This window comes from Pectobacterium wasabiae CFBP 3304 (assembly GCF_001742185.1).
GTDB classification, from domain to species: domain Bacteria; phylum Pseudomonadota; class Gammaproteobacteria; order Enterobacterales; family Enterobacteriaceae; genus Pectobacterium; species Pectobacterium wasabiae.
In genome coordinates this window covers 1,601,569-1,619,147 of record NZ_CP015750.1, presented here as the reverse complement: position 1 = coordinate 1,619,147, position 17,579 = coordinate 1,601,569, and the positions used below count along the sequence as shown (strand labels likewise).

At 49.1% G+C, this 17,579-nt stretch carries 13 protein-coding genes; 9 read left to right on the top strand and 4 right to left on the bottom strand.

The genetic code is table 11. The features are described 5' to 3' along the window. Nucleotides 1-111: 111 nt before the first annotated feature. Nucleotides 112-726, bottom strand: coding sequence for a hypothetical protein (locus A7983_RS07230; protein ID WP_005976754.1), 615 nt, complete (start codon nt 724-726; stop codon nt 112-114). Nucleotides 727-954: 228 nt separating this feature from the next. Here A7983_RS07230 and A7983_RS07225 point away from each other — a divergent pair, with 228 nt between their 5' ends. From A7983_RS07225 to dcuR, 4 genes are all read left to right on the top strand, one after another. Continuing rightward, nucleotides 955-2,613, top strand: a complete 1,659-nt coding sequence (locus A7983_RS07225; protein WP_005976756.1) for a putative transporter — start codon at nt 955-957, stop codon at nt 2,611-2,613. A gap of 528 nt (nt 2,614-3,141) precedes the next feature. Next, the gene (locus A7983_RS07220; RefSeq protein WP_005976758.1) at nt 3,142-4,554 is read left to right on the top strand and encodes an anion permease; all 1,413 of its coding nucleotides are present in this window, start codon (nt 3,142-3,144) and stop codon (nt 4,552-4,554) included. Nucleotides 4,555-4,747: 193 nt separating this feature from the next. Next, nucleotides 4,748-6,376, top strand: coding sequence for a sensor histidine kinase (locus tag A7983_RS07215; RefSeq protein ID WP_005976760.1), 1,629 nt, complete (start codon nt 4,748-4,750; stop codon nt 6,374-6,376). Beyond that, entirely contained in the window at nt 6,369-7,091 is a 723-nt protein-coding gene (gene dcuR / locus A7983_RS07210; protein ID WP_005976762.1) for a two-component system response regulator DcuR, read from the top strand. The genes A7983_RS07215 and dcuR overlap by 8 nt, the downstream gene beginning before the upstream one ends. A 617-nt stretch (nt 7,092-7,708) precedes the next feature. Here dcuR and A7983_RS07200 read toward each other — a convergent pair. Further along, entirely contained in the window at nt 7,709-9,052 is a 1,344-nt protein-coding gene (locus tag A7983_RS07200; RefSeq protein WP_005976768.1) for a 2-hydroxycarboxylate transporter family protein, read from the bottom strand. 1,453 nt (nt 9,053-10,505) lie between these two features. Between A7983_RS07200 and dppA the strand changes: the two genes are divergently transcribed. The 5 genes from dppA to dppF all read left to right on the top strand — a co-directional run bounded on the left by dppA (nt 10,506) and on the right by dppF (nt 16,283). After that, nucleotides 10,506-12,113: a dipeptide ABC transporter periplasmic-binding protein DppA gene (gene dppA, locus A7983_RS07190; protein ID WP_005976770.1), complete on the top strand. Its 1,608-nt coding sequence runs from the start codon at nt 10,506-10,508 to the stop codon at nt 12,111-12,113. 234 nt (nt 12,114-12,347) lie between these two features. Next, entirely contained in the window at nt 12,348-13,367 is a 1,020-nt protein-coding gene (gene dppB, locus A7983_RS07185) for a dipeptide ABC transporter permease DppB (RefSeq protein ID WP_005976772.1), read from the top strand. 12 nt (nt 13,368-13,379) lie between these two features. Next, entirely contained in the window at nt 13,380-14,282 is a 903-nt protein-coding gene (dppC, locus tag A7983_RS07180; protein ID WP_005976774.1) for a dipeptide ABC transporter permease DppC, read from the top strand. Nucleotides 14,283-14,295: 13 nt separating this feature from the next. Further along, on the top strand, nt 14,296-15,276 hold the full coding sequence (gene dppD / locus A7983_RS07175) for a dipeptide ABC transporter ATP-binding protein (RefSeq protein ID WP_005976776.1): 981 nt from the start codon (nt 14,296-14,298) through the stop codon (nt 15,274-15,276). After that, nucleotides 15,273-16,283: a dipeptide ABC transporter ATP-binding subunit DppF gene (gene dppF / locus A7983_RS07170; protein ID WP_005976778.1), complete on the top strand. Its 1,011-nt coding sequence runs from the start codon at nt 15,273-15,275 to the stop codon at nt 16,281-16,283. The genes dppD and dppF overlap by 4 nt, the downstream gene beginning before the upstream one ends. A 64-nt stretch (nt 16,284-16,347) precedes the next feature. Here dppF and A7983_RS07165 read toward each other — a convergent pair whose 3' ends face one another. Both A7983_RS07165 and A7983_RS07160 read right to left on the bottom strand, forming a co-directional pair. Next, nucleotides 16,348-16,953, bottom strand: coding sequence for a hypothetical protein (locus tag A7983_RS07165; protein WP_005976780.1), 606 nt, complete (start codon nt 16,951-16,953; stop codon nt 16,348-16,350). A 183-nt stretch (nt 16,954-17,136) separates the two neighbouring features. Next, nucleotides 17,137-17,574, bottom strand: a complete 438-nt coding sequence (locus tag A7983_RS07160; protein ID WP_005976782.1) for an SUKH-3 domain-containing protein — start codon at nt 17,572-17,574, stop codon at nt 17,137-17,139. Nucleotides 17,575-17,579: the final 5 nt, after the last annotated feature.

Genomic DNA, 17,579 nt, shown 5'->3' with positions numbered 1-17,579 from the left:
GATTTTATCCCAATCATTAAAAAATTGGTCTCCTCCATAATTTAGAGGGGGTGGAATATCCTGCACCGGTGCTTCTTGTTTTTTGTAGTTATCTGGGTCAAGTCCGCTAATTTATTTAACAAAATAAGTTTCTATTGTTATAAAATAATGTAAGTTATCTATTTTTAACTCAGGCCAGTCACCTAAGACTTTTACTTTAAGTCTGTATTGTCCATAAGGTTCACTACTTAGATCGACTAAACTGAAAACCTCTGCAGGCCTGCGTGATAATCGCTGAGATTCTTTATCAATATAATATTTTTGTCGATGAATTTTTTTTAAAATTAACTTTTCAGTTAAATCATCGTTTATTTTATATAGTTCAACGTTAAAAATAGGTGATTCTTCAATATCTTTTATCGGCCCGCCACCAATAAATATATCTGAAGTATAGAATCCCACGCTTAGGTTTTCTGTCGATTTTATTTTTAACATTATATGCGATGAAGGCGATTCCAGAGGGGTTATGAAAAAAAACCTGCTGAGTGGTAATGGTGTTTTCCAGAAGGCGAAATCAATTTCATCTCCTTTTTCATATAATTTAATTGGTATGTTGATGGGGGTGTCAGTGGATATTTTTGGTGATAAGAAAAAATAAGGATTGTTGAATGGTGGTTTCACCCATTGATATGAAAGAGTGAGTCCTACTCCCAATAAAATACCAATGAGTAATAATGTTTTTTTCACGTTTAAACGGCTCCATGTTTACGAAAAATAAGCTTAACTTAGGGGCGGGTTCTGAGCAAGATCCCGAACACCAATTAGCCTATCGAATATTTTGATATTGCACTTAACTATGATGATTGTCCGCGCGGTTTTGTGTTGCCCGCCACGTTTCCCTCCTCAGTATTCTGCCAAAATTAAAACGAGCAGCAGTGGTATTTCCCAATAAAAACGTCCGCAAAGGATACGGGTATGAGTGATATCGCACTTACCGTGAGTATGCTGGCGCTGGTTGCCGTTCTGGGGTTGTGGATCGGTAATTGGCGGATTTATGGCGTCGGTTTAGGGATTGGCGGGGTCCTGTTCGGTGGGATCATCGTCGGGCATGTTGCCCACCAGTACCAGATTCAACTGAATGATGACATGTTGCACGTCATTCAGGAATTCGGGCTGATCCTGTTTGTCTATACCATTGGCATTCAAGTCGGGCCGGGCTTCTTTTCCTCTCTGCGCGTTTCTGGCCTGCGCCTCAATGCGTTCGCCCTGCTGACGGTGTTTCTCGGCAGTGTGGTGACCGTCATGCTGCACAAACTGCTCAATATTCCTCTGCCTATTATTCTCGGTATTTTTTCCGGCGCAGTCACCAACACGCCTTCACTGGGCGCGGGTCAACAGATTTTGACCGATCTCGGTTCGAGTTCAACCTTAGTGAACCAGATGGGGACGGGTTACGCGATGGCGTATCCGCTGGGGATCTGCGGCATTTTACTGGTGATGTGGCTGATGCGCGTCCTGTTTCGTGTTGCGGTGGATAACGAAGCAAAACAGTTTGAGGCCAGCAACGGTCAGCATCATGAACAGCTACTCACGATGAATGTGTCGGTAACGAATACCAATCTGCAAGGGCTGGCGATTCAGGATGTGCCGATTCTGAATCGCGACACTATCGTTTGTTCCCGTCTGAAACGCGGTGACGAGCTGATGGTGCCATCGCCTCAGACGCTCATCCAACTGGGCGATTATCTGCATTTGGTGGGGGCGAAACACGATCTGGAGCAGGCGCGTCTGGTCATCGGCAATGAAGTTGAGACATCGCTCTCGACGCGAGGCACCGATCTGCACGTTGAGCGCGTGGTGGTGACCAATGAGAAGGTGCTGGGCCGCAAGATTCGCGAGCTTAATCTGAAGCAAAACTACGATGTCGTGATTTCGCGCCTGAATCGTGCGGGCGTCGAGTTGGTTGCCAGCAATCAGGCAAGCCTGCAATTTGGCGATATTCTGAACCTGGTTGGGCGGAAAACGGCGATCGATGCCGTTGCGGATATCGTGGGTAACGCGCAGCAGAAGCTCCAACAGGTACAGATGCTGCCCGTCTTTATCGGCATTGGGCTAGGTGTGCTGTTGGGCTCTGTGCCGTTGATGATCCCTGGGTTTCCGGTGGCGCTGCGACTCGGGCTGGCCGGCGGACCGCTGGTGGTGGCGTTGGTGCTGGGGCGCATAGGCAGTATCGGCAAACTTCACTGGTTTATGCCACCCAGTGCGAATCTGGCGCTGCGTGAGCTCGGCATTGTGCTGTTCTTATCGGTGGTGGGGCTGAAATCGGGCGGCGATTTCGTCGATACGCTATTGAACGGTGATGGCGTATGGTGGATTGGCTATGGTGCACTGATTACCATGGTGCCGCTGCTGCTGGTCGGCATACTGGCACGCACGCTGGGTAAGATGAACTACCTGACGCTGTGCGGCATGCTGGCGGGTTCCATGACCGATCCCCCCGCGCTGGCATTTGCCAATGGGCTACACCCGACCAGCGGTGCGGCGGCGCTATCTTATGCGACGGTTTATCCGCTAGCGATGTTTCTGCGAATTATGTCACCGCAGCTTTTAGCCGTGCTTTTTCTTACCCTCTAAATGTTATCAACTGGATAAAAAATAATATTTTTCCGCCGAATAATGGCGATTTGTTTTTTTATTTTTTGAATAAATAAATACCTGAGTGAATAAATAAGGAATAGATAACTTACTGTCTGAGAAAGACTTATATTACCATTATTAGGTATAAGGTTTTTTTATCATTAATTTGTCGTTAACTTCGTTAATTTTATGTTCATAAAATGTCAATTATTATTGAATTTTAAGGGTTTTTTATCGGGAAATTAAAACCACGATAGTTTCTTAAATAAATTAATGAACTATTTTAGTAACTAAAGTAACGCTATTTTGCAGGCGCATTAGAATACTATCTCTCCATTAATCACTAGATTTGATCAGACGAGAGAAGCACCCTGAACCCTTGTTTTCTCGTCTTTTTTTCCGCAGATGATTCCTGTTGCGTGGTTTCAGCAGGGTGACGAAGGAAGAATAACGAAATACCCACTCCTCCGCCCGGGACATCCGTCGTGAATACAGCATTCCGTTTTAATGAAGAGTGGTGTTCCTATGTCTGCGAATAACAGCAGGTTGATAAAGCTTCTAGTTATCCTTTGTATTGCCGGTGGCTTATGGCTATTACCGGTTCCCGATGGCGTTAAACCCGATGCCTGGCATCTGATGGCGATTTTTATTGCCACGGTTGTCGGTCTGATTCTCTCTCCTTACCCGCTTGGCGCGATGGCGATGTTCAGCCTGACCACGGTTGCCATATTAGGGTTATTATCCATTAAAGATGTGTTGGCGGGCTTTAGCGATCCCACCATTTGGATGATCGCGTGCGCCTTCTTTATCTCGCGCGGCTTTATCAAAACCGGCTTTGGTCGGCGTATTGGTCTGCTGTTCATCAGCAAGCTGGGGAATAGCTCTCTCGGTCTGGCGTATGGGCTGGTGTTTACCGACCTGTTGTTCGCTCCGGCGATGCCTTCCACATCTGCACGCTGTGGCGGGATCATCACTCCGTTGTTCCGCTCGATTGCCGAAGCCTATGATTCTACGCCGGAAAAAGGCACGCAGCGTCGCATTGGTGCGTTCCTGGTGCAGTCCATTTTCCAGTGTAACGCCGTGACCTCGGCGATGTTCATGACCTCCATGGCGGGCAACCCAATGGTGGCGAAGCTGGCTTCCCAGTTTGGCATCCACATCAGTTGGACAGACTGGGCGTTAGCAACACTGCTGCCGGGCTTCCTGTCTTTGGCGCTGATTCCTTACCTGATCTACCGCTTCTATCCGCCTGAACTGAAGAAAACCTCAGAAATGCGTGCGATCGCCGTCGAAAGACTGCGTGAGATGGGCAAAATGACCCGCGATGAGTGGGTAGTGCTGGGCGTGTTCCTGGGGCTGGTGACGTTCTGGGTATTGGGCTCTACGCTGAATATCGACGCGACTCTGACCGCGCTGGCTGGCCTGAGCGTGCTGTTGCTCAGCCGTGCGCTGACCTGGGATGACGTGGTCAGTGAGAAAGAAGCCTGGCACACCGTGGTATGGTTTGCTGTGCTGATGACGCTGGCTGGTCAGCTCAACAAAATGGGGCTGATTGCCTGGCTGGGTGGATTGGCGGGTAATGCGGTCAGCGGGATGCACTGGCTGCCGATGCTGGGCCTGCTGCTGCTGGTTTACTACTACAGCCACTACCTGATGGCGAGTGCGATTGCCCACATCAGCGCCATGTACGCGATTTTCGTCTCTATCGCGCTGGCAGCCGGCGCACCGCCGATGCTGACTGTACTGGTGTTCGGTATTTTCAGTAACCTGTTTATGTCTACGACGCACTACTCCAGTGGCCCGGCACCCATTTTGTTCGGCACAGGCTACGTGCCGCTGGGAACCTGGTGGAAGATCGGCTTCTTGGTCAGTCTGGTCATCATCCCTATTTGGCTGGGTGTGGGTAGTATGTGGTGGAAACTGCTTGGTTTCTGGTAAAAACGTGGATACCACGGGTTTTCCTGACGCGAGACATTCCTGACACAAAAAATGTACCGCAATACGTTAAGCCTGATTTCCTTTCTTTAAGCCTACGCCCTGTCCCTGTGACGGGGCGTATGCATCACGACACGCGAAACGCGGCGAAACAGTATAAGATAACGGTGTGATGATGTTTGTTTTGGAGAGTGACATGGGCAAGAAAAAAGCACCGCTAAAGCTGGGAACATCGGTGTTTTTGATGGTGTCAGTGGTACTTGGCGCGGTGTTGCTGGTGGTCTATTCCCTGCTGTTTTTTCGTATTAATCAGCTTTCGGAAGATCATCTGCGGGAAAAAGCCTTTGCCATTGCTCGCACATTTGCGTCCTCCCCCGTTGTTATTGATGAACTGAAAGGGATTGGCCGGCCGGAGGACGTGCAGATTGCTGCGGAGACCATCCGCCAGCGTAATCAACTGCTCTTCGTGACCGTCACGGATATGGATACGGTGCGCCATAGCCACCCTGAACCGGAAAGAATTGGTGAGCATTTTGCTGGCCGTGATATCTACCCCGCGCTGTTGGGCATGGAGAATACCGCGATAAACCGGGGAACGCTCGATCCGGCACTGCGGGTATTTACGCCGGTTTTTGATAATAACCATAAGCAGGTTGGCGTCGTTGCGCTGGGGATTGCCCTAACCAGCGTACAGAGGGTGATCAGCGACAACCGTTGGATGATTCCCTGGACGTTATTGGCAGGGGCGCTGGTTGGCTGGCTGGGTACGCTGATTTTGGTGAAGATACTCAAGCGTATTATGCTGGGATTCGAGCCGTTTGAGATATCGAACCTGTTTGAACAGCGTAACGCGATGCTCAAACACATCAAAGAAGGGGTTATTGCGGTCGATCAGCATGGTCGGATTACCGTAATCAATGATGAGGCGCGACGGCTTTTTCGGCAGAATAATCCACAGAGCAGTGAAAAGCCGGTGCCGAAGCCAACTGAGCGCGTCAGCGAACAGTGGCTTGAGCATCTGCACCTGAAACAGGTGCTGGAGAGCGGTACGCCGCGGCGCGATGAAGAGATTAACTTTAACGGGCATCTGCTGCTAACCAACACCGTTCCGGTTTTTGTGAAGGGCGATATTATCGGCGCGATTGCGACGTTCCGTGATAAAACGGAGATCAGCCAGTTATTGCAACGGTTGAGTGGGATGTCCTACTACGCGGATGCACTGCGTGCGCAGTCGCACGAGTTTATGAACAAGCTGCACGTCATCTTAGGGATGCTGCACTTAAAATATTACTCGCAGTTGGAAGACTACATCTTGAAAACCGCCAATAATTATCAGGCGGAAATCGGTTCGATTATTCGTAAAGTGAAATCGCCAGTGATTGCCGGCTTCCTGTTGGGTAAAATCAATCGCGCGCGCGATCTCGGCATTACGCTCTCCATCAGCGAGGAGAGCCTGCTGCCGGACACCGATGATGTCGATGCCACGAATGAATTGATTACCGTGTTGGGTAATCTGATTGAGAATGCGATGGACGCGATTGATGAGCAGGAAAACTGTGAAATCAGCGTGAGTTTCCATCATCAAAATAACCGCCTTCACTGTACCGTGGGGGATGACGGCCCCGGCATTTCGTCGGAAAGTCAGGCGCGCATTTATGAACAGGGATTCTCTACCAAAGGCAGCGGGCGCGGTATTGGCCTGTACCTGACCAAACAGAGTCTGGAGAAGATTGGCGGCACTATCGAGTTTGAATCAGAACCTGATGTGTACACCCAGTTTTTCGTTACTATTCCTTATCAAGCAAGGCTGTTTGACCATGATTAATGTACTGATTGTTGATGACGATGCCATGGTTGCAGAGCTTAACAAATCTTATCTGAACCAGGTTTCTGGATTTAGCTGCTATGCGACCGTCCCCACGTTGCAGCAGGCGCGTAACCTGCTGATGCAACCTGACTCGGAAATTGATTTGGTACTGCTGGATATTTACATGCAGCAGGATAATGGACTGGATCTGTTGCCGACTATCCGTGAATTCAGTGAAAAGACGGATGTCATCATCATCTCTTCTGCCAGCGACGTGTATACCATCAAAAAAGCACTGCACTATGGCGTGGTGGATTATCTGATCAAGCCTTTCCAGTTCTCGCGTTTCGAACAGGCGCTTACCGCCTATCGCGAAGAAGCGAACTTGTTCAAGCACCGCGATTTCGTTGCGCAGTCGGACATTGATAGTCTGATTCGCCGCACCAGCGGTAGCACGGCCAGTGAGCGCAAGAAATTGCCGAAAGGGCTGACCAGCCTGACATTGCGTACCGTCTGCGAGTGGATTGAAGGCAATCAGGGTATCGAGTTCTCTACCGAAATGCTGGCCAATGCGATTGGCATTTCCCGCGTTTCCTGCCGTAAATACCTGATTTACCTGTCTGACACCAATATCCTGACCACCAATATTCTGTACGGTTCGACGGGACGGCCGGTTTACCTGTATCGCCTGTTGCCAGAAAAGCAGGACTCACTGCGTCAGTACTGTGAGTGAAGAGCTGTGAATAAATAGCTACGGATAAAGCTGGCAGAAACAGAAACAAGGCGGGAGCGATCCCGCCTTGTTCTTATACACGATGCTTGTTGTTGATATGACCAGTGAGTTTAGAAAGCAGTACCCGAATACTGATAATTACACACCGATAAGCGAAGATACTGCGTTAAGAGTCGTGTCCGAGGTTGTTTCTGGTATAGGTAACATTTCGCCTTATTCTGGCGGTACTATCGGTGGCTTATTAGACGGTATGTATGATGTTAACAAATAAGTGCAAAGCATTTATTCGATGGGGCAGTATTTGCCTTGTCTCTTTTTTTTATTTGATTAGCATTGCCATTTTTTCTTTTGGACATGTTCAAGATAAGGAAAGAATGGTTTCGTTACCTGATAAAACAGTGTCAGTTGAATACCATTTTGCGATATTGGCTGATATACAAGAGTCTATGAACTCCATGTATTCAGCCACACTAATTGGTTTCCCAATTAGTGTGATCCTGATTCTGATCATTTTCAAAAAGGTTAGATAAGAACGCGGTTGATGGGTGATTAGCGTAGTTCTGCATTCAATAAGGTTTCCCCCTGATTGGGGGAAACCGTGATACTAGAGAGCTAAATCAGGCAGCCCAGCCCAACAGCAGCGTAGCGGCGATGACGGTAGACGCGCCGCCGATACGGGTAGCGATCTGTGCGAACGGCATCAGAGACATACGGTTAGAGGCAGACAGAATTGCTACGTCACCGGTACCACCCAGCCCGCTGTGGCAGGTGGTTACGATAGAAGCCTCAATCGGGTACATGTTCAGGTAAGGTGCAATCAGGAAGCTCACCAGCGCCATGGACAGCACCACAGAACCACAGACGATCACATAACCCACAGAGAATACCGCGACGACGCTCTCCAGCGGAATATACAGCATGCCAAGCCCGATCATCAGCGGCCACACCAGAGAGCTAGATACGAACTTGTAAACGCTGTGTGCACCGGTTTCCATAATGGCAGGAATAACACGTCCATATTTGCAGAAGACGGCGATCAGAATCATCAGAACCGGGCCAGGGATGTGAACCAGTTTCTCAAACAGGCCACCGACGATGAAGAAGGCGCAAATCATCAGCAGCCCGCCGCCCATCAGATGAAAATCGACCGGTTTTGGCGCGTCGTTTACGGCAAACATCGCGTTGTCTTCATCGCTGCGAACCAGACGGCCTTCACCGGTTAGATCCTTACGGCGCATACCGAGACGAGACAGCACGCCAGCACACAGAATTGCGAAGATGTTACCGACAACGGCAGCGGGGGCTAGCTGAGCGACATAAACGTCTGGGCTTTGTCCCAGAATGGCAGAGTAGGCGAGGGACAGCGGCAGGATACCTTCACCAATACCCCCACCGATGATTGGCACGATAATGAAGAAGAAGGTGTGATAGACGCTGTAACCGCACAACTTACCGACCAGCAAACCGGTTGCCAGCGCTGTCGCGGTGCCGATGACCAGCGGAACGAACATACGCACCATCCCCTGAATCAGGATTTTGCGGTTCATACCCAAGATACTGCCGACCACCAGACAGGCGATGACGAAATACAGGAAATTCGCCTCTTTCATCAACAGGTGTACGGTTTTCATGGTGTTGTCATTGAATAAATTAAAGTACACCATAACGGAAGGTACCATGAGGCACAGAATCGCCGGTCCGCCGATATCTTTGAATACGGGAATGTTGCTGCCAATGTGCGCGAGTAAAAAACCCATCGTCATGATGACGGCGAAACCGCCAATCATGTTTTTAGGCAAATATCCCTCATAGGCAGCGATAGCGACAATCGCGGCAATTGCTATAAACAGTGCAACGGGAACGGAGCCAATTTTCTTTTTAAAGAAGTCGCCGATAAACGATGACTGTGTTTCCAGAGCGAGATCGTTCTCACATAAAATATCAGTTTCAGTTTTTTTCATTATATTCACCCTGCTAGGACAGTTGGTACAGAAAGAAATTACATCCCTGCCGTTACGATATTGATGGTGCATCGTTATCGACATGGGTCGTGACGTTTTTTCATCGATGACTGTATATTTATCGAGCGTCACTAATGCCGGTGGCGGCGGGATGTTTATTATCAGAAAGCAGAAAAATACGTTTTTTTTGTTTTTTATCAATTGGTAACAAAAAGATAAAAAATGATGGATGTTATTTAACAGTGAACCACTTCTGAGGGTAATCTAGCATGAGTGAATGTTAAAAATAATACGTTAATTACGTATTTGTGAACTTATCAGCAACTCTATTTTAAATAACTTACGTCATTTTTTTGTAATTAAAATAATTATTAATGGGGGTTGAGGAATTAAAAAGAGAAGGGAGATGAATCATGAGATGAAAAAATACCACTTTATGAGAATAAGTAAATAGCGTGTTCCATTTTAATGAAAATATTTATTTAACTAAAATACCCAATTAATTATTGAGCAATATCATTTTCTCGTGGGTATGGCCCTTGCCGAAGATACCGTGGGCAGAATGAGTCTCCGATCCTGCTTCATCCGCTTTTTTATCTATGCTTTTATCTGGTGGATGGTATCCAGCAACGGGCACCTCATCGATATAGACAAAGAATGCAGTGGAGTAGGTTTTTGGCTCGTCGAAGAGGAGAAAGCAAAGTTTTTTTATGTAGCGTAGATAGTCATTCAACGCCTTATGGCGTCATGGTGAATATCAGAATTTCTTATCATCTTTCAGAATTTTCACCTGTTGTTAACGTTTTTAACAAAAAATAGTGCTCAGATCTTGGACATGTAAGACCAGATGACCATAGTTTTTTTAATGGTGATAATTTCTTTTAGTAGACAATGCGTAGGTTTTTATCGCTAGTTTTTTAAAAAATCACAAAATATACGACTTAAATTATGTGATAGAGCTGTATTTTATATATTAATAAAATGTAAGGAATTTTTGTAAATCCTTACAGCTTATATTGACGTCACCGCCATCTGTTGAGAAATTGGGATAGCCATAGGGATATAAGGAGGAAAGCAGCGGCTTGTTTGAATGATCCTACGTCTTCATTCAGCACCCGTGAACGGGTTGTGACGCTTCAAGGTATAGGTTGTCGTTATTATGACTATATTGAATAGCGTGGCGACGGTTTGTTCTGGTGACCACGATTCCTCCCCCAGTATTTTAATTTTGCCTTCGGGCGACAGGGTACAGACCGCAGCACGTAAAAATACAGGTCTGCCCAACCCTACCCAATTGATTTCGAGATGCATGACAGGACATCAACGTTGTTAACACCTGCGTTTTTTCGATCGCGCTTTTAACGATCGTGTTTTTAACCACAGGGTTAACGTGTATGCAGCTTGGCGTCGGACGGGTATAGCACACAACATCATCCACAATGGAGCATAAGTAATGGAAAAATCCCTGGTTAAATCAAGGGTGTTGAAGTTCGGCCTCGGCTTGCTCGCCCTGTCCGTCGCTGCGGGCGTTCAGGCAAAAACGCTGGTTTACTGCTCAGAAGGCTCTCCGGAAGGTTTTAACCCACAGTTGTTCACCTCCGGTACGACGTTTGATGCCAGCTCTATTCCTATTTATAACCGTCTGGTGGAATTTAAAGACGGCACCACGGACACCGGTCCAGGTTTGGCTGAAAAATGGGATATTAGCGAAGACGGCAAAACGTATACCTTCCATTTGCGCAAAGGCGTGAAATGGCAAGATAACAAGGATTTCAAACCTTCCCGTGAATTCAATGCCGATGACGTGATTTTCTCCTTCATGCGTCAGCAGGATGCCAACCACCCGTACCATAAAGTTTCTGGCGGCAGCTATGAATACTACCAAGGTATGGGTATGCCAGAGCTGGTTAGCAAAATCGAAAAAGTAGACGATTATACCGTTCGCTTTGTGCTGAGCCGCCCTGAAGCGCCATTCCTGGCAAACCTGGCGATGGACTTCGCTTCTATCATGTCTGCGGAATACGCGGATAAGATGCTGAAAGCCGGTACGCCGGAGAAGATTGACCTGAACCCAATTGGTACAGGCCCGTTCCAGCTACAGCAGTACCAGAAAGATTCCCGTATTTTGTACAAAGCCTTTGAGGGCTTCTGGGGCAGCAAGCCGGGCGTCGATCGTCTGGTCTTCTCCATCACGCCGGATGCGTCTGTGCGTTACGCCAAGCTGCAAAAAGATGAATGCCAGATCATGCCGTATCCAAATCCGGCCGATCTTGCCCGTATGAAAGAAGATAAAAATATCACGTTGATGGAACAGCCAGGCCTGAATGTCGGCTATCTGTCCTATAACGTTGAGAAAAAACCGCTGGATAACGTCAAGATTCGCCAGGCGCTGAACTATGCGGTCAACAAGTCTGCCATCATCGAAGCGGTCTATCAGGGGGCTGGTCAAGCAGCAACCAACCTGATCCCGCCGACCATGTGGGGCTACAACAACGACGTTAAAGACTACAGCTACGATCCTGAGAAAGCGAAAGCCCTGCTGAAAGAAGCGGGTATGGCTGACGGCTTCTCTATCGATCTGTGGGCAATGCCGGTACAGCGTCCGTACAACCCGAACGCACGTCGTATGGCGGAAATGATTCAGTCCGACTGGGCGAAAGTGGGTGTGAAAGCCAAGATCGTCACCTACGAGTGGGGCGAGTATCTGAAGCGCGCGAAAGACGGCGAGCACCAGACCGTGCTGATGGGCTGGACTGGCGACAATGGGGACCCAGATAACTTCTTCGCAACCCTGTTCAGTTGCGACGCAGCTAAAAATGGCTCCAACTACTCCAAGTGGTGCTACAAGCCGTTTGAAGACCTGATCCAGCCGGCGCGTGCCGTTTCCGATCACGAAAAACGTATTGAATTGTACAAGCAGGCGCAGGTTGTGATGCACGATCAGGCTCCGGCGCTGATTGTCGCGCACTCCACCGTGTACGAGCCAGTCCGTAAAAACGTGAAAGGCTATGTGGTGCAGCCGCGTGGCGTGCATAGCTTCAACAACGTGACGTTGGATTAAGTCAGCCACTCGATTTTCACGGACATTGAAAACCCCGACCTTGCAGTTTCTCGTTAGAGGAGCCGTGGAGGCGGGGTTTCTTGCCCGTTAAACTTTTATGGTTGCCTTCCCTGCCCGCTACCCTGCGGGCCGTCGCACACGACGTTTAAAATCGCGCCTGGCGATTTTTTAGCTGTGAGCAATGATAAGCCTGATGGCCAATGAGCCAACGGGCATGAATAGAGAGTTCGGGATATGTTGCAGTTCATACTCCGGCGTTTGGGGCTTGTTATCCCAACGTTTATTGGTATCACCCTGTTGACCTTTGCCTTCGTGCACATGATTCCGGGCGACCCGGTCATGATCATGGCGGGGGAACGCGGTATTTCCGCCGAGCGCCATGCGCAATTGCTGGCTGAAATGGGGCTGGATAAGCCGCTTTGGCAGCAATACATCCACTATATCGGCGGTGTGTTGCAGGGCGATCTGGGGATCTCCCTCAAGAGTCGTATCCCCGTGTGGGAAGAATTTGTGCCTCGCTTCAAAGCGACGCTGGAACTGGGTGTCTGTGCGATGCTGTTTGCTATCGCTGTTGGGATTCCGGTTGGCGTATTGGCTGCGGTCAAACGCGGTTCCATTTTCGATCATACTTCTGTTGGACTGGCGCTGACGGGCTACTCCATGCCTATCTTCTGGTGGGGCATGATGCTGATTATGCTGGTCTCCGTTCAACTCGACCTGACGCCCGTTTCGGGACGCGTTAGCGATACCATTTTCCTCGATGACAGCATGCCGCTCACCGGCTTTATGCTGATCGACACCCTGTTCTGGGGCGAAAAAGGCGACTTTATCGACGCGGTTGAACACATGATCCTGCCTGCTATCGTGCTGGGCACCATTCCGCTGGCGGTGATTGTGCGTATGACGCGCTCCGCGATGCTGGAAGTGCTGGGCGAGGATTACATTCGTACCGCCCGCGCCAAAGGGCTGAGCCGCCTGCGCGTGATTGTCGTGCATGCGTTGCGTAATGCGATGCTGCCGGTGGTGACAGTGATTGGTTTGCAGGTCGGCACCATGCTGGCTGGGGCGATCCTGACGGAAACCATTTTCTCCTGGCCTGGGCTGGGGCGGTGGCTGATCGATGCATTACAGCGTCGTGACTATCCGGTGGTTCAGGGCGGTGTGCTGCTGGTAGCAACCATGATTATTCTGGTTAACCTGCTGGTGGATGTGCTCTACGGCGTGGTTAACCCACGTATCCGTCACAAGAAATAAGGGGAGGCTAAGATGACACATGTCACTGAACCGGTTGTAAACAGCGCGCCGAAGCCGATGACCCCGTTACAGGAATTCTGGCACTATTTTAAACGTAACAAAGGGGCGGTTGTTGGCATGGTGTATGTTGCACTGATGCTGATTATCGCCATGGGTGCCAACGTGTTGGCACCGCACTTACCTGCCGAGCAGTTTCGCGATGCGCTGCTTCGTCCGCCGGTCTGGCAAGAGGGCGGAAGCTGGCAGTTTATTCTGGGAACGGATGACGTCGGGCGTGATGTCCTGTCCCGTCTGATGTACGGCGCACGCCTGTCGCTGCTGGTCGGCTGTCTGGTGGTCGCGCTGTCGCTGGTGCTGGGGGTGATCTTCGGCCTGCTGGCTGGATATTTCGGCGGGGTGGTCGATGCGCTCATCATGCGTATCGTCGATATCATGCTGGCACTGCCAAGCCTGCTGCTGGCGCTGGTACTGGTCGCCGTCTTCGGGCCTTCCATTGTGAATGCGTCGCTGGCGTTGACCTTCGTGGCGTTGCCGCACTATGTCCGTTTGACGCGAGCGGCGGTGCTGGTGGAAGTTAACCGTGATTACGTCACCGCTTCACGCGTGGCGGGTGCCAGCTCGGCACGCCAGATGTTCGTCAACATTCTTCCTAACTGTCTGGCACCGCTGATTGTGCAGGCATCTCTCGGCTTCTCTAACGCCATTCTGGATATGGCTGCTTTGGGTTTCCTCGGTATGGGCGCACAGCCGCCAACGCCAGAATGGGGCACCATGCTGTCGGACGTTTTGCAGTTTGCGCAAAGCGCCTGGTGGGTGGTGACGTTCCCTGGTGTGGCAATCTTACTGACGGTATTGGCGTTTAACCTGATGGGGGACGGCTTGCGTGACGCTCTCGACCCCAAACTCAAGCAGTAATAGAGGTAGAGAGATGGCGTTGCTCAATGTAGATAAACTGTCGGTTCACTTTGGTGATGAAGGTCTGCCGTTTCGTGCGGTCGATCGTATCAGCTACCAGGTTGAACAAGGTCAGGTCGTCGGTATCGTCGGGGAATCCGGCTCCGGTAAATCCGTCAGCTCGCTGGCGATTATGGGATTGATTGATTACCCCGGCAAGGTGATGGCCGACAAGCTGGAATTTAACCAGCGTGATTTAACGAAAATTTCTGAGAAAGAACGGCGTAATTTGGTGGGGTCGGAAGTCGCAATGATTTTCCAGGACCCGATGACCAGTTTGAACCCGTGTTACACCGTCGGTTACCAGATCATGGAAGCCATCAAGGTGCATCAGGGCGGTAACCGCAAAACGCGTCGTCAGCGTGCGATTGACCTGCTGACGCTGGTCGGTATCCCCGATCCGGCTTCGCGCCTTGACGTGTATCCACACCAGCTTTCCGGTGGGATGAGCCAGCGTGTGATGATCGCGATGGCGATTGCCTGTCGACCAAAGCTGTTGATTGCGGACGAACCCACCACGGCGCTGGATGTGACCATTCAGGCGCAGATTATCGAACTGCTACTTGAATTGCAGCAGCGCGAGAACATGGCGCTGATCCTGATTACGCACGATCTGGCGCTGGTGGCTGAAGCGGCACACCACATCATCGTGATGTATGCCGGACAGGTGGTGGAATCGGGTAAAGCGGCGGATATTTTCCGTGCTCCCCGTCATCCGTACACTCAGGCGCTGTTGCGTGCGCTGCCGGAGTTTGCGGTGGATAAAGCCCGTCTGGCATCGCTGCCGGGCGTGGTGCCGGGTAAATACGATCGCCCGAACGGCTGTCTGTTAAACCCACGCTGCCCCTATGCACAGGACCGCTGCCGTCAGGAAGAACCTGGGCTGCGCGATATTCCTGGTCGTCAGGTGAAATGTCATACACCGCTGGATGATGCGGGGAGGCCAACCCTATGAGTGAACTGAATGCCACATCGCAGCCGTACTTACTGCATGCGATCGATTTGAAAAAACACTATCCGGTGAAAAAGGGTTTTTTTGCGCCGGAGCGGATGGTGAAAGCGCTTGATGGCGTGTCCTTTACGCTGGAACGCGGTAAAACGCTGGCGGTGGTGGGGGAATCGGGCTGTGGAAAATCTACGCTGGGTCGCCTGCTAACGATGATCGAAACCCCGTCAGAGGGCGAACTGTACTATCAGGGGCAGGATCTGCTGAAACCGGATCCTGAAGCGCAGAAGTTGCGTCGCCAAAAGATCCAGATCGTTTTCCAGAATCCTTACGGATCGCTGAATCCGCGTAAGAAAGTTGGCCAGATCCTGGAAGAACCACTCCAGATCAACACTGAGCTGTCGAAAGCAGAGCGCCGTGAAAAAGCACTGGCGATGATGGCGAAAGTGGGGCTGAAAACAGAGCATTATGACCGCTACCCGCATATGTTCTCCGGCGGCCAGCGTCAGCGTATTGCCATTGCCCGTGGGTTGATGCTGGACCCGGACGTGGTGATTGCTGATGAACCGGTTTCGGCGCTGGATGTGTCGGTGCGTGCGCAGGTGTTGAATCTGATGATGGACTTGCAGCAGGATATGGGGCTGTCTTATGTCTTCATCTCGCACGATCTGTCTGTGGTTGAACATATTGCTGATGAAGTGATGGTGATGTATCTGGGCCGCTGTGTTGAGAAAGGCAGTAAAGATGCCATTTTCAACAATCCGCGCCATCCTTATACGCAGGCGCTACTTTCCGCGACGCCGCGTCTGAACCCAGATTTACGCCGCGAGCGCATCAAGCTGACCGGTGAGTTGCCTAGCCCATTGAATCCACCGCCGGGCTGTGCGTTTAATGCCCGCTGTCAGCGCTGCTTCAGCACCTGTACGCAGTTCCAGCCGCAGTTGAAAACCTACGGTGAACAGCAGGTTGCCTGCTTCGCCGTCGATCAGGACGAACAGGGCACCGCAGTCGCCTAACTTACCTCTGAGCCCCCACGCTGTTGAAGCGTGGGGGTTTATGGCTTTAACCTTATTAAACTCATCATGGATAACGCTGCTCGGAATAACCATTAGGATACTTCTTCATTATTGATTTCAAATCGCCATGCTCATAAAAGAATGAAATACTATGAGTAGAGAAATCCGTATGATCATGCTCTTTTTCATGCACAATAATATCAACCAGCATATCACCGCTGTAATTATAATTTGAAACGCTTGAGCCAAATTTACCATAACTCAGTTCTTTGATAACTTTCCCATTATCAAAAAAAACATCTATAATAAACGCTAAATAATTCACATTGTAAAAACCAATGATTCTAACAACAGAGGTAGAATAAAAGTAAAAATCGCTATATTGAATCGACCCAGTTGAGCCAAATCTTTCAACCAGAACAACTCTTCCTTCTGAATCAAATTGCCAAACTTGAATATCTTTTTTTCTTGCTGGAAGGGACGTTAATTCTTTACCTGGCTTAAAACCGAATCTTTCTGCCTCAAAAGGTCTGAAGTTAATCAATTTTCCCTTACTTATCTTCTCTTTAGTTGTCGTTACCTTCACATCGTTACGGAATTTCTCTAAAAAATAAAGGGACGACGAATTTATTTTTTCAAACTCATCCCTAATTTCATCTAAATCTTTCATTTTTCTACCTTAAAATAAAAACCTATTATTTTATATAAAGATATATTGCTAAACTCATCGTTGAAAGATGATTTATCGCCAATCTGTTTAAGTCTATCAGAGGCGTTTTTCTTGTAAACATCTGTAGGGGCGGAGAGTGTGCTGGCTGACATGTATCTACGGGATAGCTTCCTGTTTACATGTCTAACTAATACTAATTTCTTCTTTTCCATTAATCAGAGCATCAAAACAAGACTCTATATCCTGACCGTATTTATAAACACATTCATCAAAAACGCCATATATAGCGCCATTACCATACATTAGAATAATGTGCCCATTATCGCATTCACCTATAGGGAATAGTGAGCATTGTGTTATTTTCTCATAGTCTTCAACCTGATCTTTATATATTTCAGTCATCGCTTTTTCGGGGTTTATATAGAAAAGCTTACTCATTCCATCATTGTTTTTATAAGCAGAATGATACCCTTGTAGCCCATTGTATTCCTGTAGGAAACAAATTAATTCATCTGAAGAAAAGTAGCCAAAGTTATTTATAGCAGAGATGCACTTAGATAAATCGATATCCAGCCTCTTTGCCTCACCGTATGTTGATGCTAATTCAATCGTTTTTTTCATATAAA